The following is a 22,620-nucleotide window of genomic DNA, read 5'->3' as shown; positions in this document are numbered from 1 at the left end:
GCTTGGTTCAAAGGGAGAAAACAACATGAATAATGCACTCTCTGTTGCATTGCGAATGACGCTTGGTGCGGGCGCGGTGGGCGCGGTGATAGCAGCCTCAGGCGCGGCACTGGCGGCGGATCCGATCAAGATCGGCGTGATCGCGGAAGCGCAGGCCATCGCCGGCGCTTCCATCCCACAAGCAGCGCAGCTTGCCGCCGACGAGATCAACGCCAAGGGTGGCGTCGACGGCCGCAAGATCGAGATCATCTCCTACGACAATCACTCCTCCTCGGCGGATTCCGTGCGCGCATTCCAGCGCGCGGTAAACGAGGACAAGGTCAACGCGGTCATCGCCAGCTATATCAGCGAGGTCGTGTTGGCGCTGGAGCCCTGGGCCTCGCGGCTGAAGACGCCGTTCGTGACGCCGGGCGCCGCCTCCAACGAGATCAGCAAGAGCGTCCACGCCGACTACGAAAGGAACAAGTATACCTTCCACGGCTATCTGACCTCGGCGGCGCTGGCGCTCTCGGTCTGCGACGCCGCCAAGGACCTTCTCGTCGACAAGATGCACATGAAGTCGGCCGTTATCATGAGCGAGGACGCCGCCTGGACCAAGCCGCTCGATGTCGGCTACGAGGAATGCCTGCCCAAGATCGGGCTGAAGGTGCTCGACCACATCCGCTTCTCGCCCGATACCACCGACTTCACGCCGATTTTCAACAAGATCGAAGGCGCCAAGCCCGACGTGATCATCACCGGCATCTCCCATGTCGGCGTGCAGCCGACGGTGCAGTGGAAGAACCAGCAGGTGCCGATCCCGATGTTCGGCATTTCCTCGCAGGCGACCAATGAGACCTTTGGCAAGGACACCAACCAGGCCGCCGAAGGCGTGCTCTACCAGGGGGTCTCCGGGCCCGGCGTCGCGGTGACGCCGAAGTCGGTGCCGTTTGCCGAAAACTTCAAGAAGAAGTTCGGCAACTATCCGTCCTACGCCGGCTACACTGCCTATGACGAGGTCTACTACATCGCCGATGCGGTGAAGCGCGCCGGCTCGACCGACGCCGACAAGCTGGTGACGGCGTTGGAGGGGACCGACTGGGAAGGCACGATCGGCCGCGTCCAGTTCTACGGCAAGGACGATCCTTTCACCCACTCGATCAAATACGGCAAGGGCCTGATCACCGGGCTGATGCTGCAATGGCAGGACGGCAAGCAGAGCGCGGTTTGGCCCAAGGACGTCGCCAAGGTCGACGTCAAGTTCCCGAGCTTCATCAAGCTCTCGAACTAGCAGGAACAGCTCCCGGGATCACCTCCCGGGAGCGTCCACATGCGGCACCCCGCAGCACCTTCCCTCGAAGCGGCAGTTTGACTGCCACCTGGCCAAATCATCAATGCGAGCTTTCCAGATCCTGATCGATGGCTTTGCCATCAGCGCTCTCTACGCTCTCGGTGCTACCGGCTTCACGCTGATCTTCGGCGTCTCCGGCGTGCTCAACCTCTCCCACGGCGCCATCATGGTGGCCGCAGCGGTCGCGGCCTGGGCCGCAGCCAGCATCCTCGGCGTCGGCACCTATGCCGGCGCGCTGATCGGGGTCGCGGTCGCCCTCGTCACCGCCTTTGCCACCTATTTCGCGGTGGTGAAGCCGATCCAGGACTCCCGGCGCATCCCGAACGAGGAGAAGGAGATCTTCGTCCTCACGGGAACGCTGCTCTGGGGCATCATGATCCAGGAGCTGATCGCCTATTTCTTCACCAACAACGCCAAGACCGTGCTGCCGATCGTCGAGGGCGTGGTCGATATTCTCGGCGTGCGCACCCCGCGCAACGAGATCTTCACCGCCATCGTGTGCTGTCTCGTGATTGCGCTGCTGTGGCTGCTGGTGAACCGCACCCGCACCGGCAAGGCGGTGCTGGCGGCCTCGATGAACCCGCGCGGCGTCACCTTGCTCGGTCTCGAGCTCACCAACATCTACATCGTGGTCTGGGCGATCTATGGCATCCTCGCCGGCATCGCCGGCGTGCTGCTCGGCATGTTCCTCGGCGTCAGCTCCTACAGCGTCGGGCCGCTGACGGCGAGCGCGTTCTCGATCGTCGTGCTCGGCGGGCTCGGCAGCGTGTCCGGCTCGCTGATCGCGGCCTTCGTGGTCGGCTATCTCGAAACGCTGACGGCCTATCTGGTCTCGCCGGCCTATCGCACCATCCCGGCGCTGCTGCTGCTCGTGTTCGTGATGTATATCCGGCCCCAGGGCCTTCTGGGGAGGCGCTGAGATGACCACCTTCTTCACCTCGCGCCTGTTCTTCGTCTCGCTTGCGCTCGTCGTCATCGCAGCGACGCTGCCGCTTTACGTCTCCGGCTATGTGCTGGGCCTGCTCACCGTCGCGTTCTATTTCGGCGTGTTTGCGATGGCCTGGGACCTGCTGTTCGGCTTTGCCGGCGAAGTCAATTTCGGGCCGACCTTCCTGATCGGCGTCGGCGCCTACACGGCCGGCATTTTGAACAACCAGTTCGGCTGGTCGGTCTATCTCTGCATCGTGCTGGGGGCGCTCGCCTCCGTCGTCGCCGGCCTCGTGCTGGCGCTGCCGGCGCTGCGGGTCCGTGGCCCCTATTTCGGCCTGACCACGCTGGTCGCAGTCTTGATGCTCCAGAACTTCATCGTCGTGTTCGCTGACCTCACTGGCGGCGAGATCGGGCTCACCATCCCCGACGTCATCAGCATCAATGCCGGCGCCAATTACTGGATCGCGCTCGGCTTCATGACGATCTCGGCCGCGATCCTCTACGGCCTGTCGCAATCGCCTGTTGGACTCGTGCTCCAGGCCAGCGGCCAGGACCCGGTGCAGGCCGGCGCGCTCGGCTTCAACATCGTCAAGCACAAGCTCGCCGCCTTCATCGTCTCGGCGTTCTTCTCGGGGCTGTCGGGCGCGCTCTTGGTGTTCTACTTCGGCACCGCCTCGGTCGGCACCGTCGTCGACGTCGCGGTGGGCGTCAACGTCATCGTCTCGGCCGTGCTCGGCGGACGGCGCACCGTGCTTGGTGCTGCGCTGGGCGCGATCTTCCTGATCGTCGCCGGCGAATTCCTGCGGCCGACCGGCGAGCTTGCGACCTTCATCGTCTCGGCGGTCGCGCTGCTCGTCGTGCTGTTCTTCCCCGGCGGCTTCCTCGGAGCGGCCCTCTCGCGTGAGGCGCGTTCGTGATGGATATGAGCCTTTCAAACCGGGCCGTGCTCGAAGTCCGCGGTCTCACCAAACGCTTCGGCGGATTGACGGCGGTCAAGAACCTCGGGTTCGAGGTTAATGGCGGCGAGATCTTTGGCCTGATCGGTCCGAACGGGTCGGGCAAATCGACCGCCATGAAGAGCGTGATGGGCATCGAGCGCCCGACATCAGGCGAAGTCATCTTTGAAGGCGAGAATATCGCCGGCCTGCCCGCGCACAAGATCGCGCGCAAGGGCTTTGGCATGGTGTTCCAGCACTCGCGGCCGCTGAACCGGCAGACGGTCCTGGAGAACATCATGGTCGCGCTGCTGCCGGACAGCCTATTCATGCTGTTTCCCGACAAGGCGCTGGTCGAGCGCGCCAAATGGATCGCCGACCGGGTCGGGCTCGGCAGCGTAATGAACCGCCGTCCGCCGACGCTGCCCTTCGCCGATCTGCGCCGGCTCGAGCTCGCCAAAGCGATCGCCCGCGATCCCAAGGTCGTGCTGGTGGACGAGCCCTTCGCCGGCCTGACGCGGGCGGAGGTCGACGTCTTCTCCGACCTGATCCGCAGCTTCCGCGACGAGGGCCGCGCGGTGATGCTGGTCGACCACAACGTCAAGAGCGTCGCCGCGCTCGTCGACCGCGTGCTCGCAATGTATCTCGGCGAGGAGATCGTCACCGGTAAGGCCGAGGACGTGATGAAGAACGAGACCGTGCGCCGGGTCTACCTCGGCGGCGCGATCGAAACCCATGCGCGGCCCGAGACCAGCTTCAAGGACAAGGTGCCGCTGCTCCAGGTCGAGAATGTCAGCGTGTTCTACGGCAAGGCGCAGGCGCTGGAGAACGTCTCGATCCACGTCCACGAGGGCGAGTTCGTCTCGGTCGTCGGCCTCAACGGCGCCGGCAAGACCACGCTGTTCAACACCATCTCCGGCTTCCTGCCCTATACCGGCGAGATCATGCGCGGCGGCGACAAGCTGCGCGGCACCAGCCCGGCGAAGATCGCGCGCAGCGGCCTCGTGCAATGCCCGGAATCGCGCGAGCTGTTCGGCGAGATGAGCGTGCGGGAGAATCTCGATCTCGGCGGCCAGCATCTTTCCGACGACAAGCGCGCGGCGCAGCTGGCCTGGCTGTTCGAGCTGTTCCCGATCCTGAAGGAGCGCCAGGGCCAGATGGCGCAGACGCTCTCCGGCGGCGAGCAGCAGATGCTGGCGATCGGCCGCGCGCTGATGATGCAGCCGCAGATCCTGATCCTCGACGAGCCGACGCTGGGCCTTGCCCCCGTCATCCTCGAGCAATTGTCCAAGGCGCTGGAGAAGCTGCGTCAGACAACGTCGATCACGGTGCTGCTCGGCGAGCAGAACGTCACCTTCGCACTGCCGCATGCCGACCGCGTCTATGTGCTGGAGCATGCGCGGATCGTCTGGGAGGGGGATCCGGGCCGCTTCGCAACCGAGGCCGGCGCGGATTTTCTTTAAGTCCTCGATATCAACAAGAAGCATAGAAAGGGAAACGACCATGCGATCTTCAGTTCTCAGCGGCAGCTTCATCGCCTCGGCGCTGGCGCTGTGCCTTGCCGCCCCCGCCTACGCGCAATCGAACGATCCGATCAAGATCGGCGTCATCGCCGAGGTGCAGTCGATCGCGGGTGCCGCGACCCCGGGCGGCGCGCAGATCGCCGCCGATGAGATCAACGCCAGGGGCGGCATCCTCGGCCGCAAGATCGAGATCGTCACCTATGACAACAAGAGCTCGTCGGCCGATTCCGTGCGCGCGTTCCAGCGCGCGGTAAGCGAGGACAAGGTCTCGGCGGTGATCGCGAGCTACATCTCCGAGGTGGTGCTGGCGCTGGAGCCGTGGGCGGCGCGGCTGAAGATGCCGCTGATCACGCCCGGCGCGGCCTCGAACGAGATCACCAAGGCGATCCACAACGACTACGAGAAGAACAAGTACACCTTCCACGGCTACCTGACCTCGGCCGCGCAAGCGCAGCTCGTCTGCGACGCCGCCAAGGACCTCCTCGTCGACAAGCTCAAGTTCAAGACCGTCGCGATCATGAGCGAGGACGCCGCCTGGACCAAGCCGCTCGACGTCGGCTACGAGGCCTGCCTGCCGAAGGCCGGGCTGAAGGTGGTCGAGCATGTCCGCTTCTCGCCTGACACCACCGACTTCACGCCGATCTTCAACAACATCGAAAGCAAGAAACCCGACGTGATCGTCACCGGTATCTCGCATGTCGGCGTGCAGCCGACGGTGCAGTGGAAGAACCAGCAGGTGCCGATCCCGATGTTCGGCATCAGCGCGCAGGCGCTGAGCCCGACCTTCTGGAAGGACACCAACGGCGCCGCCGACGGCGTGCCCTCGCTGGCTGTAGCGACGCCCGACGTTGCCGTGACCTCGAAGACAAAGCCGTTCGCGGCCGCCTTCAAGGCCAAGTTCGGCACGCCGCCGGCCTATACCGGCTACACCGCCTATGACGAGGTCTACATCATCACCGACGCGATCAAACGCGCCGGCTCGACCGATCCCGACAAGATGGTCGCGGAGATGGAGAAGACCAATTTCGAGGGCACGATCGGCCAGATCCAGTTCTACGGCAAGGACGACGAGTTCACCCACGGCATCAAGTCCGGCCCCGGCGCCGTGACCGGCCTCGTCTTCCAGTGGCAGGACCAGAAGCAGGTCGTGGTCTGGCCGGAGAAGATCGCCGAGGGCAAGCTGAAGTTTCCGAACTTCGTCAAGCTCTCGCAGTAATCGGGTCGCATTCAGATAAGCCCATCGCTCCGCAGGGAGCGGTGGGCTTTTTCTTTGCCTTTCGCAGATGCGTTGTGCCGCGCCACGCGCGTATCGACCTTGGGCGATGTTGACTTTCCGCCGTCCCGCTCGCCATACTTCGCAAAAAAGCAAGAACCAATCATAAGACGGTTTTGAGGGAGGATAGGATGCCGACTTCACGCAGGCAGCTGCTGAAGGGTACGGCGGCTGCCGCCGCCACGCTCAGCCTCGATTGGACGCGGGCCCAGGCCCAAGCCGAGAATTTGCGCATCGGCCTGATCTACGACCTCACTGGCCCCTTCGCCGCCGGCGGCTCTGTCGCCTCCTCGGTCGGCGCGCAGATCGCGATCGATCTCGTCAACGAGAAGGGCGGCATCGGCGGCAAGACCAAGATCGTGCCGGTTGCCGCCGACTCCCAGAGCAAGGCCGACGTCGCCATCAACGAGGCCGAGCGGCTGATCAGCCAGGAAAAGATCGACATCATCAATGGCGTCTATTCCAGCGCGCACGCGGTGCCGATGGCGGCGAAGGTCGAGCAGCAGAAGAAGATCCTCTGGATCACGACTGCGGTCTCGACCGCCGTGTTCAAGGACAAGAACCTGCAATATGTGTTTCGCGCGCAGATCCATTCCGATCAATATGGCCAGGCCTTCGCCGGCTTCATCGCCGAGCATGCGCAAGGCAAGCTCGGCATGGACCCAAAGGACGTCAAGGTCGCGCTGATCCACGAGGATGGTCCCTATGGCGTCGGCGTTGCCGCGGCCGACGAGGCCTACGCCAAGCAGGCGGGCATCCAGGTCGTGCTGCGCGAGGGCTATTCGGCCTCGGCGCCCGATCTCTCGGTGCTGGTGACGAAGATCAAGCGTGCCAAGGCCGACGTGATCTCGCATGCCGGCTACAACCCCGACATCACCCTGTTCCTGCGCCAGGCCCGCGAGAGCGGCTTGCGCTTCAAGATGCTGTTCGGCGCCGGTGCCGGCTACAGCCAGCTCGACAAGCTGCGCGCGACCTTCGGCACCGACATCGACAATTTCTGCAACATCGATCCGGTGCCGGCGCAGCTGCTCGATCCCGCCAAGCTCGCGCCCGGCATGGGCGATCTGATCAACGCGATGGTCACGCGCTACAAGGCCAAGACCGGCGCGACCGACGTGCCGCCGCACTGCTCGATGGGCTTCAACCAGACCTGGGTGCTGCTCAACAACGTGCTGCCGGTCGCCAAGGAGAAGTACGGCAGCTTCGAGCCGGAGGCGATCCGCAAGGCCGCGCTCGACGTCGACATCCCCGCCGGCGGCACCATCCAGGGCTATGGCGTCAAGTTCTTCCCGCCGGGCACGCCGCTCTCCGGCCAGAACGAGCGTTCGACGCCGGTGGTGATGCAGAACGCCGGCGAGCACATCTCGGTGGTGTGGCCGACCAACATCCGTACGAAGGACCCGGTCTTCCCGCTGCCGAAGGGATCGACCTACGGCGCGTGACAGACGCACACCGCAGCGGCTCCCACCCTCCCCTGGAGGGGGAGGGCTCACATCGAGCGCAGCGAAAATGTGAGACGGGATGGGGTGATCTCTCCAATCGGCAGTGCCCGCGAGGAGAGATCACCCCACCCCGCTCGCGCTTCGCGCGATCGACCCTCCCCCCCTCCAGGGGAGCGTAAGTGAGCGTCGCATCCGCGATTGCGACGGCCTACAACACCACCCGCCGCCCCTCCTCCGCCGCCCAGTACCCCGCGTAATTCACCTTGATCGTCTCGTACGCCAGCGCGAGATCCGACAGCGGCTGGCGGCCGGTCGCGGCGCATTCCATGAAGTCCTGGATCTCCTGCAAATAGCCGCGCGTCCATTCCTCTTCGAGGCAGACATATTGCCAGCCGGTTTTGCGATCGACCTTCTCGGTGATGTAGACGCTGGCGAGCTTCTCCTCGGAGGTCTGGTAGCTCATCAGATGCGTGTTCGGCGTGATGTTGGCAAACAGCGAGCCGCCGCTGGTGTAGGTCTCGATCAGGTTGCGCACGCCGCCCATGATCATGTCACCGGAGAATACGGTCGCCTTGGTGCCGTCGGAGAAGGTCGCGGTCAGCGTGCCCCAGTCCTCGACATCGACCGGATTGGCCTTGATATAGCTGCGCTCCTCCGGCTTCAGACCGGCGGTGACATTGCCGACATCGCAGGTGACGCTGGCAACGCGGATGTTCTCACCGCGCGCCTTCGCTTCGACCTGCTTGAGATAGAGCACGGCCGAGAGCGGATGGCAGCCCATGCGGATCAGCGAGCCGCCGCCGGTCATGGCCCATTGCGCGGCATGCGCGGCGTGCGAGCCGGAATGGCTCTCCTCGCCCTTCATGAACAGGATCTTGTCTTTGGTCGCCTTGATGATCTCCGCGATCTTGGTCACCGCCGGCGCGTAGATCCAGTCCTCGGCATACATGAAGAGTTTGCCGGTGCGCGCGATCGCCGCCCGGGTCGCGTCCATCTCTTCCAGCACGCGCTCATACATCAGCGCCTTCGGCACGTGCTTGCCGATCGGCTGCGCATCGCCCGCGCGGCCGAAATAGCCTGCGAACGGCTTTTCGCAGATCACATGCTTGCCGGCCTGCATCGCCGCCACAATCATCTCCGCATGCAGGTTGGGCGGGGTGCAGATGTCGATGACGTCGAGCTCGCGGTCGGCGATCAATTCGGGGAAGCTGCGATAGACCTTCGCAATCCCGTGATGCCCCGCGAATTCGACGACGCGCTCGCCGCGCGCGGCCACCGCCGCGACCTCGACGTCCACACCATAGACGCGCCGGAACGCATACATATGCAGCTCCGACACGAAGCCACAGCCGACGAGTCCCACCCTGATTTTGGCCATAGCGCCCCCTTGCTTGGGGCCGCACTATAGCGCGCTCCGAGACCTAATCCACCGAGACCCGCACCACGCCGGCACTCATCATGCCGAGCGCGCGGGCCGCCGGCACCGAGAGATCGACGATGCGGCCGCGGATGAAGGGCCCGCGATCGTTGACGCGACACTGGATCGTGCGTCCGCTGTAGGACACCTTGAGCACGCTGCCGAACGGACGCGTGCGATGGGCGCATGTCATCTCGCCCCTGCCCGCTTTCGCGTAGCCGTAGTATGAGGCTAGTCCGCTTTCGGCATTTGCAACTGAAATGAAGGCGAGAGATGAGGTCGTCAAACAAAGCAAGAGTGTCGGCTGCGCTCGCACGGCACCGCTCCCGGTTGGCCCTGCCCGGCGCTGCAAACGTCGCTTTGTTCCCTTAAGTTCCCAAAACACTGCCGCGCGATGCGCGGCAGTGCCATCACACATTGTTACTGTTTGTGAAAGACCAGCGTGCGGACCTCGATGCTTTCGCGCGGCGCCGCATCTTGCGGCGTGGTCGGATCGACGAAAGCGGTGTGCGGCCCGAACCGCGTGCGGCCGTCGGTTGCGGAATCGTAGCATTTGAGCAGCAGCGCCTCGTCCGGCGTCATCTCGGGGAAATAGAACCAGCGATGGTTCGGATTGTATTTCACCGAATAGGTCTCGCCGCGGCGGTTGGGATAGATCAGGTCGGAGGCGACGAGATCGTCCGGCGCAATCGTGCTGCCGTCCGCCATCGCCAGCGGTGAATCGCGCAATGGGCCGCGGATCGGCCGCCACAAATTGATCACCTGCACGCGGCCCTTCAGCAGCTCCTCGGCCTCATCGGGCAGATGCTCGCGCACGCGGTTGGCGCCGGACACGGCAGTCTGGTCGACATGGACGCGCGTTGCGGGCTGGCGCGGTCCGGCGCCGCGAATGTCGGCCGCACCTTCGACGCGCTTGCGCACGGTGTGATCGAAGATGACGACGCGATCCGCCTTCAGCGTCGCGCGCAGGAAGGCCTCGACGGCGGGATAGTAGACCGCCTTCACCTCCTCCTCGTTGTAGAAATCCTTCACCCCCGTTGGATGGCGCACCAGCGCAAAGCCCTCGCGGTCGAGCGAGAAGTTCTGCGCGATCAGGCGCGCATCGAAGATCGGCACCAGATGTGGCTCCGGCAGCGACGTGCTCTTGGGCTCGCCGGGCGGCGGATCGAAGGCGTAGGTGCGCGGCTTGCCTGATGTCGGTGCGAGATAGTTGAGTTCGGCGGTGACGAAGGGAAGCGACTCGATTTTTGTTTCTTGCAGGCCCATGGCCGGTCTCCCGATGTGATCGTCCTTGAGAGTTTTGACGGGAGGCGGCGCGCTGCAAGGCAGGCCCGCGAAATAGCAATGGGGGTGTTGCCGGAAGCGGCAAATGCAGATGGAATATTTCGAACACCGAAGCCGCGCCGGCAGCAATATTCTCACTTCACGGGCGCTTGAGGGACTCGTGAGGACACCGTGCTTTGCGCGGGTGGTATCGGCCGCGCAGGATGCGTGAGGCTGTCGACCGCAGCTTCACGGCTGCGGCCGCAGCATCGCCGAACCCAGGTCTTGCCTGCATGGGCCTGATCGTGTGGCTGTCGCCCTAACTCACCAATATCCGCGGTAATAGTGACGGTGATAAACCCGGTACGGCCGGTAGTAGCCGTAGCTATAGCCGTAATACGGCCGGTAGGGCCGATAATATCGCGGATAGGCGTAGGCCGGCCCGTAGCCGTAATAGGCCGGCGCATAACCGTAGCCATAGTACGGGCCGCCGTAATAGCCGTAGTCGTAAGGCGCGCTGCTGGCGATGGCGCCGCCGATGATCGCGGCGGCCGCGAGACCGCCGAGGCCCCATCCCCAGCCGCCCCGCCAATGCACCTGCGTGACGTCATCGCCGGCCGCGGCCTTCATGGTCGCGACATTGGTCGGCAGCGGCGCCGCACCGGCCTGCCCAATTTGGCCGGCCACGACAGCGGCGGCCAGCGAACAGGCAATTGCCGTTTTCCAGATCCTCATCGTCTTGCTCCCTGTCTGACACTCTCCTCGAAAAGGTGATCGCCGGGGCACGATCGGGCATCCTTGCGCCAAATCAAAGCCTCGGAAAATCGAGGCTTCCCGTTGCGTGCGCCGCACAAGCGTTCATCTGCCTCAGTCGTCATCGGCCGGCACGGGCTCAGCGCACGGATGTGACGCCGGTACGACGGAGCCGGAGGCCACCACGGCAAAGCATTAAGCTTCCCGCGCGTTCGCAACCAACAACCACCTTTCCGATTTACTATTCGTACCGTTACTATCGGTTCCAATAGTGCGCGGCCGGGAGGCTTCTCGCGAAGCGCCAGAGGTGTGGGAGGATGACATGAGTGCCGCGAGACCCGAGCCGCTTGCCCGTCAGGCGCTGGCGTTCGTCCTGGCCGGCGGACGCGGCAGCCGGCTCCTCGAGCTGACCGACCGGCGCGCCAAGCCGGCGGTCTATTTCGGCGGCAAGTCCCGCATCATCGACTTTGCATTGTCGAACGCGGTGAACTCCGGCATCCGCCGCATCGCGGTCGCAACCCAGTACAAGGCGCACAGCCTGATCCGGCATCTCCAGATGGGCTGGAATTTCTTCCGCCCCGAGCGCAACGAGAGTTTTGACATCCTCCCCGCGAGCCAGCGCGTGTCGGAGAGCATGTGGTATGTCGGCACGGCCGATGCGGTCTACCAGAACATCGACATCATCGAATCCCATGCCTGCCGCTTCATCGTCGTGCTGGCCGGGGACCACATCTATAAGATGGACTACGAGGTGATGCTGCGCCAGCACGTCGACAGCGGCGCCGACGTCACCGTCGGCTGTCTCGAAATGCCGCGCCAAGAATCTTCCGGCTTCGGCATCATGCATATCGACGAGAACGGCTGGATCAAGGAGTTCCTGGAGAAGCCGAAAGATCCGCCGCCGATGCCGGGCAAGCCCGACGTCTCGCTGGCCAGCATGGGCATCTACGTCTTCAACGCCAAATTCCTGTTCGACCAGCTCAAGCGCGATGCCGAGGACCCGCACTCCAACCACGATTTCGGCAAGGACATCATCCCCTACCTCGTCAAGAACGGCCGCGCGATGGCGCACCAGTACTCGACGTCCTGCGTCCGTTCCGGCAGCGACCAGCGCGCCTATTGGCGCGACGTCGGCACGGTGGACGCCTATTGGGCCGCCAATATCGATCTCACCGACGTGGTGCCCGAGCTCGATCTGTTCGACCGCGCCTGGCCGATCTGGTCCTATGCGGAGATCACCCCGCCCGCCAAATTCGTCCACGACGAGGAGAGCCGGCGCGGTTCGGCCGTCAGCTCCCTGGTCTCGGGCGGCTGCATTGTCTCCGGCGCGTCGCTGCGCCGTTCGTTGCTGTTCAGCGGCGTGCGCGTCAATTCCTACGCCAGCGTGGAGAACGCCGTGATCATGCCCTACGTCAATGTCGGGCGAGGCGCGCGGCTGAAGAACGTCGTGATCGACCGCGGCGTCGAGATCCCCGAAGGCCTCGTCGTCGGCGAGGACCCGGAATTCGACGCCAAGCGCTTCCGCACCACTGAGCAGGGCATCTCGCTCATCACCCAGCCGATGCTCGACAGGCTCAATACATGATGCCTGTTCGCGTCCTCGCGGTCGCCTCTGAAGTCTATCCCATTGTCAAGACCGGCGGCCTCGCGGATGTCGCCGGCGCACTGCCGGTTGCGCTGAAGGCGCACGGCGTCGAAATGCGCACCCTGATGCCGGGCTATCCCGAGGTGATGCGGCTGCTCGCGGGCGCGGACGAAATCCGGCACTGGCCGGACTATTTCGGCGGCCCCGGACGCCTGCTCGCAGGCTCGCGCGACGGGCTCGATCTGTTCGTGCTCGACGTGCCGCATCTCTATGCGCGGCCCGGCAACCCCTACGTCACCACTGAGGGCGTCGACTGGGCGGACAACGGCGTGCGCTTCGCGGCGCTGTCGCGCGTCGCGGCCGATATCGGCCACGGCCTCGTCCCGGCTTTCGTGCCCGATGTCGTGCATGCCCATGACTGGCAAGCCGGACTCGCGCCGGCCTATCTGCACTACGACAATCGCCCGCGGCCCGGTACCGTGATGACGATCCACAACATGGCCTATCAGGGCAAGTTCGCGCCCGAGTTGATCGGCTCGATCGGCCTGCCCTGGTCTTCCTTCAACGTCAACGAGATCGAATATTTCGGCGGCATCAGCTTTTTGAAGGCCGGCCTGCAATTCGCCGATCGCATCACTACGGTGTCACCGACCTACGCGCGCGAGATCCAGAGCGACGAAGGCGGCATGGGGCTCGGCGGCCTCCTGCGCGAACGCGCGGACGTTTTGAGCGGCATTCTCAACGGCATCGACATCGAAGTCTGGAATCCGCAAACCGATCCGCACATCGCCTACCGCTTCGGCGCCGAGGACCTGACGTTCCGGGCCGCGAACAAGGCGGTGCTTCAGCAGCAGTTCAATCTCGATTCCTCGGATGAGGCGCCGCTGCTCGGCGTCATCAGCCGGCTGTCCTGGCAGAAAGGGCTTGATCTCCTGCTCGAGGCGATTCCGACCATCCTGGGCGAAGGCATGCAGCTCGCGCTGCTCGGCAGCGGCGACCGCGATCTTCAGGATCGTTATCAGGCCGCCGCCCGCGCCAACCCCGGCCGGATCGGCGTCTTGATCGGCTATGACGAGGTTTTGGCGCATCTGATCCAGGCCGGCTCCGATGCGCTGATCGTGCCGTCGCGGTTCGAGCCATGCGGCCTGACCCAGCTCTGCGCGCTGCGCTATGGCGCCGTCCCGATCGTCTCGCGCGTCGGCGGCCTCGAGGACACCATCGTCGATATCGGCGAGGCCGACACGTCGGACCGCGACGCTACCGGCTTCAAGTTCGGGCCCGTGACAGCGGATGCCCTCGCCGGCACGCTGCGCAAGGCCAACACGACTTTCCATGACAAGCTGACCTGGCGCCGCCTGCAACTGAGCGGCCTTGCCACCGACGTCTCCTGGCGCAACCGCGCCGGCGACTATGCGGCGCTGTATCGCGCTCTCATGACGTCGCGCCGCAGCGCATGACCGCCCTCGAATCCATGCTATAGAGCGCGCATGGAACCGTTCGTGATCAAGCTGATCGGCTTTGCCGCCGCCACCTGCACCACTGTGGCCTACGCGCCGCAGGCCATCAAGGTGTGGAAGACCCGCTCCACCGCAGACATCTCGCTCGGCATGTTCCTGGTGATGGTGCTGGGCCTCGCGCTCTGGCTGATCTACGGCCTGCTCTCCGGCGATGCCCCGTTGGTCGCCGCCAACGCCATCACCATGCTGCTCGCCGGCGGCATTCTGGTGATGAAGCTGCGATACGGATGAGGCTTGCTCCGCCTCTCCCGCTTGCTTGCGGGAGAGGCCGACGTGCCCGGGCGATGCGAAGCATCGTCCCGCGCGCGGCGGGTGAGGGCTCTCGCCACGCAGGGACGTTCTCCGCAATCCCTTGGAATCCCGACGCGGAAGCACCCCACCCCAGCCCTCCCCCGCAAGCGGGAGAGGGAGAAGAGATCATCACCCAAACACATACGACGCCATCGCGACGTTCGCGACCTCGTCGACGAAGACGCGCTTGCCCACATCGCTGGCGGCGGCGCCGGCGGCCACCATCAGCGGCAGCAGATGGTCTTCACGCGGATGTGCCAGCCGCGCGCTCGGCGCGCTCTCCCAATCGACCAGCATCGCGTTGCGGCGCGCTGCATCGGGGTTGCTGATGGCCTCGTTCAGATAGGCTTCGAAATCATACGAGACCGGCTTGGACTCGGGCCGGTTGAAGCCGCGCATGTTGTGATAGGTCAACCCGCTGCCGATGATCAGAATGCCCTCGTCGCGCAGCGATGCGATCGCCTGCCCGGCCTTGATATGCTCGGCCGCATCGTAGCTGGCCTTCAGCGACAGCAGCACGATCGGCACGTCGGCATTCGGATACATCAGGCCGAGCGGCACGAAGGTGCCGTGATCAAAGCCTTGATTGGGGTCTTCCCGGCAGTCGAGGCCCGCGCGCGCAAGCAGCGCCTTCGCTTCCAAGGCAAGCTCGGGCTTGCCCGGCGCCGGATATTTGAGCTGATAGGTATGCTCGGGGAAACCGTAATAGTCGTACACCATCGGCGGATGCGCCGAGGTCGATACGTTGAAGGCATCGGCCTCCCAGTGGCCGGTGATGACGAGCACGGCCTTCGGCCTTTCCGGCAGCAGTTGCGGCAGCCGTGCGAACGCCTCGGCGGTTTTCGCATATTGCACCCGTCTGTCCTCCATGAACGGCCAGGGGCCGCCGCCGTGCGACAGGAACAGGGTCGGAAATCGCGTCATGGCTAAAGCTCGGCTCGAAGACGACATGCGCGTGCAGCAGCCGCGCAATCGCCGGCGAGCATAGGCAAACCGGCATGGTTAGCAAGCCGTTAACGATTTGCCTCCCACAATCGCTGACGTGTGGCCGAAGGAGTCGGCCGGTTGCCAGGGACGCGAGATGAGGAAGTTTGCGCTGGGGGACGTCGTCAACAGTGACAAGGGCCGTCGCGGTGTCGTTCGCGCCGCCTTCAAGTCCCGGGAAGGCCAGCAGTTCTATGCCGTCGAGAAGGACGGCGCGATGGACTATCTGGAGGAAGACCGGCTGAGCCCGGCGCCGCGCGTCGAACTCGCGGCTTAATCCAACTCATTTTTTTTGCTCTCACTTCGCGAGCCGGTCGAGGCGCTCCGACAAGGGATCGCCTCCGCTCGCGATGCGGTCGTTGGTGATCAGCAGCAGGCGATCGCGGTCTGCGGCCGCATCCCAGCGCGGCAGGTCGGGTCCGTTGGGATCGCCGCTCCTCGCAAAGTTGACCCAATAGCTGCGCATGCGCGTTGCGAGCTCGCGGTCGCGCCGCGAGAAGATGCCCGCACCGGGCACGCCTTCGACGCCGAAGATGAACTGCAATTCCCGTCCGTGACCGCCTTCCGGATTTGCGCGCCGCGCCTCGGGCACATAGCCGAACCGATAGCGGAACGTCGGCGCGCCGCGTGCGGCATGCAGGCGAGCCAGCAATCGCACCGGCTCGGAGAAAGTCTTGTCGGTGTAGAACCTCGCCGCGAGGTCCGAAGGTCTGGCGATATCGGGATAGAGCTTGCGCAGCTCGTCGCTCGTGGCGCCTGACGCCGCGAGCTCCTCCTTGAGGTCGAGGTCGGCGTCGAAACCCGTCTCGTCGTCGTTCGCGCCGATGATCACGGGAATGCGGCTTTCATGTCCGGCCGTAAAGCCTGCGGCAATATCCCCGGTCACCAGACGTCCATCGATGACAGGTGCAAAGCCGTGCGGTGATTTTTCCAGCAGATGTTTTTCGGCCGCAAGCACGCGCCGCGGCTCGGCCGCACGTAGATCCACCTCAGGTCCAAGCGCCGCCGCGAATTGCCGTCCCACCGCTTCGGCCTCCCGTACGGATCGCAGGCGCCTACGGCCGGGCACCGATTGCAGGATGGCTTTCTGAAACAGATCGCGCGAGTGCGCGGACAGCATCAGCAGCGCGATCGACGTCGCCCCTGCGTCGCTGCCGAACAGGGTGACATTGCCGGGATCGCCGCCGAACGCCGCCATGTTGTCGTGAATCCAATGTAGCGCGGCGATCTGGTCCATCAGGCCAAAATTGCCGGAGCCGCCGTCCGACAATTCGGGGGGCGTAAGCCAGCCGAGCGCGCCGAGGCGATAATTCACGGTGACCACGATGAGGCCGGCCTGCGCGAGCTTGGCACCGTCGAACAGCGGGTCGTTCGCCGTGCCCGAGACGAACGCGCCGCCGTGGATGAAGACCATCACCGGCAGCGGGCCGTCGACCCCGAACGGACGGAACACATTCAGCGTCAGGCAATCCTCGCTCGTATCAGGCAGCGACGGCTGAAGGCACGGCGCACCGTAGTCGTAGACGGTACGCATCTCCGAGCTCTCGGCCGTTGGCTGCGGCGGCCGCCAGCGCAGCGCACCCACCGGCGCGGCCGCATAGGCCATCCCCTTGAACGAGGCCACCTCGCCTTCGACGGCGCCGAGCATCTGGCCTTCGTGGGTCAGGGCAAACGGAAATTGTCCGACGGCCTGAGCCGTGGCCTCGCCGGCGAAGCCGAGGACTGCGACAGCCGCAGCGAGCACCAATAAGGATCGCATCGGCAAGTTCTCAACGCGGAGAAGGCGCTTTGCGGAATTTACGTGCCTCCGAGGTGATGGGGCAAGCCTCTTGCAGTTGGAATTGACAGCGAACGCGCTTTGGTTCAATTTTTCCCCTCGGTAGATACGACCTGCCGGTTGCACCCCCGCCAGGGGGACGGTGAACGTATCGAAGCCTTTTTTGGCCACCCTTTGCCCGAGCGACCGGGTCAGCAACGCAACCACCTGACACGCCTGGTTCGCTCATTGCAAAGGACGGAATCAATGCGCGATTTTCGCGATGCCAAGGCTATGGCGCAGACCCTGCGCGACTCCCTCAAGTCGAAGGCCGTGAGCATAAGCCATGGCGAGAGCCTGGAGCTGGTGTCCAGGATGTTCGGCGTTGCCGATTGGAATACGTTGTCGGCAATGCTTCAGACCAATCGCCCCGATCGCAAGGCGACGGCCGCTGTGCAGGCAGCACCGCACGTCGACATCGCCGCCTACCCGGCCGTTCCCCTGCGCGACCTGGTCCCCTTTCCTGCGGCGACCTATCCGCTTTTCGTCGGCCGCCCAAAGACCATGCAGGCGCTCGATCATGCTTTCCAGCGGCAGCGCGAGGTCGTGCTTGCAATCCAGAAGCAGTCGGGCGTCGACGAGCCCGGAGCAGACGACGTTCACGCCATCGGCGTGCTGGCCCAGCTGCTCGAGCTCGAGCCGCTACCCGACGGCACGCTGAAGGTGCTGACGCAGGTCCACCGCCGTGTGCTCATCCATCGCTTCGTCGGCGAAACCGGCGCCTTCGAAGCCGAGGTCACAGCTCTCAGCGAAGGACCGATCCCCGACGCACCCGAGCTGATCCTGCGTGCCGTCAAACGCTTCGAGCGCTATGCGGCGGTGCGCGACATTCGCATCCCCGGCGTTTGGCCGCTCCTTGAGCAGACCCGCGACCCCGGACGCGTCGCCGATATCATCGCAGCACGCTTGCGGCTGCCGATGGACGACAAGCAGAATCTTCTGACGATGCTCGATCCCGTGGCGCGGCTGAAGCAAGTCGATGCCTTCATGGATTTCGGCCGTCCGGCATCGCCGCGGCTCCACGCGACGAAACGTCGTGCGCTCCTGCATGCGACCCGGCGCAACCATCAATATGCCACGCTCGAACATCTTCTGTTCGCCCTGCTCGACGACGACGACGCGGCCGAGCTCCTGCGATCCTGCAATGCCGATTTCGAAGCGATGCGAACAAGCTTGCGGGTCTATGTCGATGGCGGGCTGAACAACATCGCCATTCAGGGCGAAGGCGAAGCCAAGCCGACGCCCGCCTTTCAGCGCGCGGAACAGCGTGCCGAGCTTCATGCGCAGGAGCTCGGCCGGCCCGAGGTCACCGGCGCGGACATGCTCATGGGCATCTTCCCGGAGACGAGAAGCCCGGCAGCTCAGTTACTGGGCGAGCACGGCGTCTCGCACGCCCGCGCCGCCAGCTTCATGTCCCGCCGCCCGGAAGAGCCGTGAGGACTATCCGTGGTTCACCTCTCCCGACGGGGAGAGGTGAACCGAGTCCAGAGCGCGCATCGATGCAGCCAAATCGAGCCCGTGCTAGCTGCCCTTGCCCGTGAGTTCCGCCAGCGCGCGCCGCGCGATGATCCCGAGCTCGCCGAGCGTCGAATGCCCCGCCTGTGCCGCCTCGATCAGGCGCTCGGCGATGAACCTGCGGCTGTCGTGATCGCCGCCATGCGGCAATTGGCGGCACGTCTCCTCCAGGACGACGTCCATGTTCGCTTTGGTCCGCTCACTCAACTCAGTCATGACGCCCGGCTGGTACGCGTGGCTTGTAGCCGCAAGCATACACAGGGGGATCGTGCATGATTAGCCCGGGTAATCACGGCCATTGTGCATCGCGATGCGTGCATTGGAGCAACGTTCGCGCCGCCACGGTGACGCCAAAAACGACTACCGAGGATTGCACTTGTTGTGATGACAAGCCGAGCCTGCAGGGCTAGCCTGCCGGCAAAACAAAACACACGGAGGAATGCCATGCCGGACGCGATGGTTGCCGCACGTGAGTCCAGGGGCACGAGTGGAATAGCAGAGCAGGTCGACGTCGCCGTGGTCGGCGCCGGATTTGCCGGCCTCTATCTGCTCCATCGCCTGCGCAAGGCCGGCTTTTCCGCCGTCGGCCTCGAAGAGGCCGGCGACGTCGGCGGCACCTGGTACTGGAACCGCTATCCCGGCGCGCGTTGCGATATCCAGACCATCGACTACAGCTACACCTTCGATCCGGAACTCGAGACAGCCTGGACCTGGTCGGAGAAATACGCGACCCAGCCCGAGATCCTGCGCTATTTCGGCTTTGTCGCTGACCGCTACGACCTCCGCCGCGACATCCGCTTCCGGACCAAGGTCACCGAAGCCAGATGGGACGAGACGGCCGAGCGCTGGCAGCTCACCACCGACAATGGCGCACCGGTCTCGTGCCGCCACTACATCATGGCCACGGGCTGCCTCTCCGCGCCGAAGCCGCCGGAGATCGACGGCGTCAAGGATTTTGAGGGCAAGATCTACTTCACCGGACGCTGGCCGCATGATGGCGTCGATCTCGCCGGCAAGCGCGTCGCCGTGATCGGCACGGGCTCGTCGGCGATTCAATCGATCCCGCTGATCGCCGAACAGGCCGCGCATCTCACCGTGTTCCAGCGCACGCCGAACTTCGCGCTGCCGGCGCATAACGGCCCGGCACCGGACGACCGCATGAGCCTGCTGCAAGGCGATCGTGCGGCCTATCGCGAGCAGGCGCGCCAATCGATGGCCGGCGTGCCCTATCCGCAGCAGACGGTGGTGAGCTGGCAATTGAGCGAGGCCGAGCGGCGCGAGCGGTTCGAGCGCGCCTGGGCCGCCGGCGACCTCGTCCACATCCTGACCCAGCTCTGGGCCGACCAGGCCGTCGATGTCGACGGCAACAAGATCGTCCAGGACCTGATCCGCGAGAAGATCTCGGCGGCCGTGAAGGATCCCGAGACGGCCGCGGCGCTGATGCCGCACGACCATCCCTTCGGCGCCAAACGTCCATGCCTCGACACCAACTATTACGCGACCTACAACCGGCCGAACGTCACCCTAGTCAACCTGCGCCAGGAGCCGATCAAGGCAATCACCGCAAGCGGCATCACGACGGCCAAGCGCAATGTCGATCTCGACGTCATCGTGTTCGCGACCGGCTTCGATGCCATGACCGGTGCGATCCGCGCCGTGCATCCGATCACCGGACGCGGCGGCAAGTCGCTCACCGATGTCTGGGCGCAGGGGCCGCAGACCTATCTCGGCCTGACCGTCGCGGGCTTTCCGAACTTCTTCATGATCACCGGGCCCGGCAGCCCGTCGGTGCTGTCGAACATGGCGGTGTCGATCGAGCAGCATGTCGACTGGGTCGTCGATCGTTTGGCGGCGCTCCGCGACGCCGGCTTCACCACGATCGAGCCGACCGAGACGGCGCAGGCCGGCTGGAACAGGCACATGGCGGACTGCTCAATGCTGACGCTGCACCGGCTCGCCAACACCTGGTACACGGGCGCCAACGTGCCCGGCAAGGTGCAGGGCCTGATGCCCTACACCGGCGGCGCCGGCCCCTATCGCAGCATCTGCGACGAGGTCGTCAGCCGCGGCATGCTCGGCTTCAGGCTCACCGGTCCCGATGGCGCCGCGCAATGCAACGATGGCGAAGTCGTGCGCTTGCAGCCGGACGTGCGGCTGGTGCTGAACCTGCTCACGTCGCTGAACCTGCCGCCGATCGAGTCGATGGGCGCGATCGGCGCCCGCGCCTTCGTCAACGAGTTCAACAAGGGCCGGCCGGCGGGACGGCCGATCGGCGAGATCGTCGACGGCACCCTGCCCGGCGCCGAGGGCGCGCTGCCTTACCGCGTCTACAAGCCTGCGACGCCGGGGCCGCATCCCGTCGTGGTCTATTTCCACGGCGGCGGCTGGGTGCTCGGCGACGAGCAGTCGGACGAGCCGTTCTGCCGCGACATGGTGCGGCGGACCGGCATGATGTTCGTCAGCGTCGGCTACCGCCATGCGCCGGAGCATCGCTTCCCGGCCGCAGCCGAGGACGGCTATGCAGCGACGCGCTGGATCGCCGAGCACGCCACCGAGCTCGGCGGCAAGCCGGGACCGGTGCTGGTCGCGGGCTGGAGCGCCGGCGGCAACATCGCGGCCGTCACCTGCCAGCTCGCGCGCGACCGCGGCGGGCCTGACATCGCCGGCCAGCTGCTGGTCTGTCCGGTCACCGACTGCAGCTATGATCGTCCGTCCTACAACGACAATGCGACCGGCTATTTCCTGACGCGCTCGCTGATGTACTGGTTCTGGGACCTCTACTGCTCGCCGGCCGACCGCACCGATCCGCGTGTCTCGCCGCTGCGCGGCAACGTTGCCGGCCTGCCGCCGGCTTTCGTCGTGACCTGCGAGTTCGATCCGCTGCGCGACGAGGGCATCGCCTATGCGGAGGCCATGGCTGCGGGCGGCGTCCCGGTCCAGCAACTCAAGGCGCGCGGTCATTTCCACTCGTCCTTTGCAATGGTCGACGTGGTGATCACCGGCGTGCAGGGCCGCGTGCAGATGGCCGAGGCGTTGCGGCGCTTTGCCGGGCTTTCGCCGGAGGTCAGCCGCGGCGACGAGAGCAGCCACGATCAGGCCCGTCCGGGGCACAAAATCGCGGCGGCCGCAAGCTGACGGCAACAAAGCTGGGAACCTTTTCCCGGCAGTCCCGTTGAGTGCATGTGGCATTGAGATGCAGCGATAGGTGTGGGCCCCGGCACGCAAGAGCGCGTGCTGGGGCATTTTTTGCGTGAGGGCAGGACGATGGGGGACGGATCAGGTACGGGTTCAAAGGTCGATTTCAGCGCGCTTGCGGTGCTGCACAAATGGCCGTCACTGGCGAACCAGCGCCGCCCGGACCGGGACTCCTACCAGGTGAGCGAAGGCACGCTCGATCAGTGCATCACCGCATTCATGGACAAGCCGGCAACGACCAGGCACCTCTATGAAATCCACACGGCGCCGCAGCCGCCGCTGGTCACGGATGTCCTCTCGCCCGAGCACGTCGCCGAGCTGTCGCGCTTGAGGGAATTTCTCTGATTGCGTGCAGGCGCCGACGCTGCACGCGCGGCAAGATGCTCACTTCCTTCTTACCGGTGAGGCAGGAACCTTCTTCCGTTTTTTCCCGTTAACGGGCATCGGACGTCAAGACGAGTGCCTCAAGATGCTTGAAGCCGGCGTACCATCGTCCATCGTGCCCTACGGTGCAGACCAGACCCTGTTCGTGGTGATCGACCGCCTCGACGAGGCGACCGAAATCCGCATCGAACGCAGCGATCTCGAAACCACCATCGGCGAGCTCGTCGCCGGTTGCTTCAGCGATCCGATCAAGGTGATCTCGTTCAACACGCTGGAGCATTGGATGAAGGACATCTCGACCGATGTTGCCGGCGAGATCCAGGCGCGCTGCGATATCGATGGCGTGCCCGACTATCTCAGCGACTTCATCGAGAGCCACACCTGATCGCGCAACATCCGCGCCGCTCCGCCCAGTTGGCGCCGGAAGTTCGAAGAACTCCGCGCTGGGCACGCGTTCAGAGCGTGAT

General features: G+C 64.9%; 21 protein-coding genes. 14 read left to right on the top strand and 7 right to left on the bottom strand.

The window, feature by feature from the left end; genetic code table 11:
• Positions 1-55 precede the first annotated feature (55 nt).
• The 6 genes from JJB99_RS11305 to JJB99_RS11280 all read left to right on the top strand — a co-directional run bounded on the left by JJB99_RS11305 (position 56) and on the right by JJB99_RS11280 (position 7,433).
• A complete protein-coding gene (locus JJB99_RS11305; protein ID WP_433995781.1) occupies positions 56-1,270 on the top strand; it encodes an ABC transporter substrate-binding protein in 1,215 nt (404 codons plus the stop codon).
• Positions 1,271-1,373: 103 nt separating this feature from the next.
• Positions 1,374-2,249, top strand: coding sequence for a branched-chain amino acid ABC transporter permease (locus JJB99_RS11300; protein WP_200498840.1), 876 nt, complete (start codon positions 1,374-1,376; stop codon positions 2,247-2,249).
• Position 2,250: 1 nt separating this feature from the next.
• Positions 2,251-3,177 (top strand): branched-chain amino acid ABC transporter permease, encoded by a 927-nt coding sequence (locus JJB99_RS11295; protein WP_200498839.1) that lies wholly within the window; start codon positions 2,251-2,253, stop codon positions 3,175-3,177.
• Positions 3,177-4,658, top strand: coding sequence for an ATP-binding cassette domain-containing protein (locus tag JJB99_RS11290; protein WP_200498838.1), 1,482 nt, complete (start codon positions 3,177-3,179; stop codon positions 4,656-4,658). Before JJB99_RS11295 ends, JJB99_RS11290 begins: the two co-directional genes overlap by 1 nt.
• Positions 4,659-4,698: 40 nt before the next feature.
• The gene (locus JJB99_RS11285) at positions 4,699-5,934 is read left to right on the top strand and encodes an ABC transporter substrate-binding protein (protein WP_200498837.1); all 1,236 of its coding nucleotides are present in this window, start codon (positions 4,699-4,701) and stop codon (positions 5,932-5,934) included.
• Positions 5,935-6,122: 188 nt separating this feature from the next.
• Positions 6,123-7,433: an ABC transporter substrate-binding protein gene (locus JJB99_RS11280; protein ID WP_200498836.1), complete on the top strand. Its 1,311-nt coding sequence runs from the start codon at positions 6,123-6,125 to the stop codon at positions 7,431-7,433.
• Between the two features lie 208 nt (positions 7,434-7,641).
• Here JJB99_RS11280 and JJB99_RS11275 read toward each other — a convergent pair whose 3' ends face one another.
• The 4 genes from JJB99_RS11275 to JJB99_RS11260 all read right to left on the bottom strand — a co-directional run bounded on the left by JJB99_RS11275 (position 7,642) and on the right by JJB99_RS11260 (position 10,848).
• Entirely contained in the window at positions 7,642-8,811 is a 1,170-nt protein-coding gene (locus JJB99_RS11275) for a Gfo/Idh/MocA family protein (RefSeq protein ID WP_200498835.1), read from the bottom strand.
• Positions 8,812-8,854: 43 nt separating this feature from the next.
• Positions 8,855-9,166: a septal ring lytic transglycosylase RlpA family protein gene (locus tag JJB99_RS11270; protein ID WP_200498834.1), complete on the bottom strand. Its 312-nt coding sequence runs from the start codon at positions 9,164-9,166 to the stop codon at positions 8,855-8,857.
• 104 nt (positions 9,167-9,270) lie between these two features.
• A complete protein-coding gene (locus JJB99_RS11265) occupies positions 9,271-10,116 on the bottom strand; it encodes a CmcJ/NvfI family oxidoreductase (protein WP_200498833.1) in 846 nt (281 codons plus the stop codon).
• Between the two features lie 321 nt (positions 10,117-10,437).
• Positions 10,438-10,848 (bottom strand): hypothetical protein, encoded by a 411-nt coding sequence (locus JJB99_RS11260; RefSeq protein ID WP_200498832.1) that lies wholly within the window; start codon positions 10,846-10,848, stop codon positions 10,438-10,440.
• 340 nt (positions 10,849-11,188) lie between these two features.
• On the opposite strand from JJB99_RS11260, the gene glgC reads away from it, so the two are divergent.
• The 3 genes from glgC to JJB99_RS11245 are packed head-to-tail and all read left to right on the top strand — an operon-like array spanning position 11,189 to position 14,199.
• Entirely contained in the window at positions 11,189-12,451 is a 1,263-nt protein-coding gene (gene glgC / locus JJB99_RS11255; protein ID WP_200498831.1) for a glucose-1-phosphate adenylyltransferase, read from the top strand.
• Positions 12,448-13,908, top strand: a complete 1,461-nt coding sequence (glgA, locus tag JJB99_RS11250; RefSeq protein WP_200498830.1) for a glycogen synthase GlgA — start codon at positions 12,448-12,450, stop codon at positions 13,906-13,908. The genes glgC and glgA overlap by 4 nt, the downstream gene beginning before the upstream one ends.
• A 30-nt stretch (positions 13,909-13,938) precedes the next feature.
• On the top strand, positions 13,939-14,199 hold the full coding sequence (locus tag JJB99_RS11245) for a SemiSWEET transporter (protein WP_200498829.1): 261 nt from the start codon (positions 13,939-13,941) through the stop codon (positions 14,197-14,199).
• A 189-nt stretch (positions 14,200-14,388) separates the two neighbouring features.
• Here JJB99_RS11245 and JJB99_RS11240 read toward each other — a convergent pair whose 3' ends face one another.
• Positions 14,389-15,183: a DODA-type extradiol aromatic ring-opening family dioxygenase gene (locus JJB99_RS11240; protein ID WP_200498828.1), complete on the bottom strand. Its 795-nt coding sequence runs from the start codon at positions 15,181-15,183 to the stop codon at positions 14,389-14,391.
• Between the two features lie 157 nt (positions 15,184-15,340).
• Between JJB99_RS11240 and JJB99_RS11235 the strand changes: the two genes are divergently transcribed.
• Positions 15,341-15,520: a hypothetical protein gene (locus tag JJB99_RS11235; RefSeq protein WP_027547875.1), complete on the top strand. Its 180-nt coding sequence runs from the start codon at positions 15,341-15,343 to the stop codon at positions 15,518-15,520.
• Positions 15,521-15,541: 21 nt separating this feature from the next.
• Here JJB99_RS11235 and JJB99_RS11230 read toward each other — a convergent pair whose 3' ends face one another.
• Positions 15,542-17,002, bottom strand: coding sequence for a carboxylesterase/lipase family protein (locus tag JJB99_RS11230; protein WP_200498827.1), 1,461 nt, complete (start codon positions 17,000-17,002; stop codon positions 15,542-15,544).
• A gap of 99 nt (positions 17,003-17,101) precedes the next feature.
• On the opposite strand from JJB99_RS11230, the gene JJB99_RS11225 reads away from it, so the two are divergent.
• The gene (locus JJB99_RS11225) at positions 17,102-18,496 is read left to right on the top strand and encodes an LON peptidase substrate-binding domain-containing protein (RefSeq protein ID WP_246775199.1); all 1,395 of its coding nucleotides are present in this window, start codon (positions 17,102-17,104) and stop codon (positions 18,494-18,496) included.
• An 84-nt stretch (positions 18,497-18,580) separates the two neighbouring features.
• Here JJB99_RS11225 and JJB99_RS11220 read toward each other — a convergent pair whose 3' ends face one another.
• Positions 18,581-18,829: a hypothetical protein gene (locus JJB99_RS11220; protein WP_200498826.1), complete on the bottom strand. Its 249-nt coding sequence runs from the start codon at positions 18,827-18,829 to the stop codon at positions 18,581-18,583.
• A gap of 189 nt (positions 18,830-19,018) precedes the next feature.
• Between JJB99_RS11220 and JJB99_RS11215 the strand changes: the two genes are divergently transcribed.
• The 3 genes from JJB99_RS11215 to JJB99_RS11205 all read left to right on the top strand — a co-directional run bounded on the left by JJB99_RS11215 (position 19,019) and on the right by JJB99_RS11205 (position 22,538).
• The gene (locus JJB99_RS11215) at positions 19,019-21,709 is read left to right on the top strand and encodes a flavin-containing monooxygenase (RefSeq protein WP_200498825.1); all 2,691 of its coding nucleotides are present in this window, start codon (positions 19,019-19,021) and stop codon (positions 21,707-21,709) included.
• 129 nt (positions 21,710-21,838) lie between these two features.
• Positions 21,839-22,114 carry a hypothetical protein gene (locus tag JJB99_RS11210; protein ID WP_200498824.1) on the top strand — a complete coding sequence of 92 codons (276 nt, stop codon included), beginning with the start codon at positions 21,839-21,841 and terminating at the stop codon, positions 22,112-22,114.
• A 124-nt stretch (positions 22,115-22,238) separates the two neighbouring features.
• Entirely contained in the window at positions 22,239-22,538 is a 300-nt protein-coding gene (locus JJB99_RS11205) for a hypothetical protein (protein WP_200498823.1), read from the top strand.
• Positions 22,539-22,620: the final 82 nt, after the last annotated feature.

This window comes from Bradyrhizobium diazoefficiens (genome assembly GCF_016616235.1).
GTDB lineage: Bacteria > Pseudomonadota > Alphaproteobacteria > Rhizobiales > Xanthobacteraceae > Bradyrhizobium > Bradyrhizobium diazoefficiens_H.
This window is presented reverse-complemented; position numbering and strand designations above follow the sequence as displayed.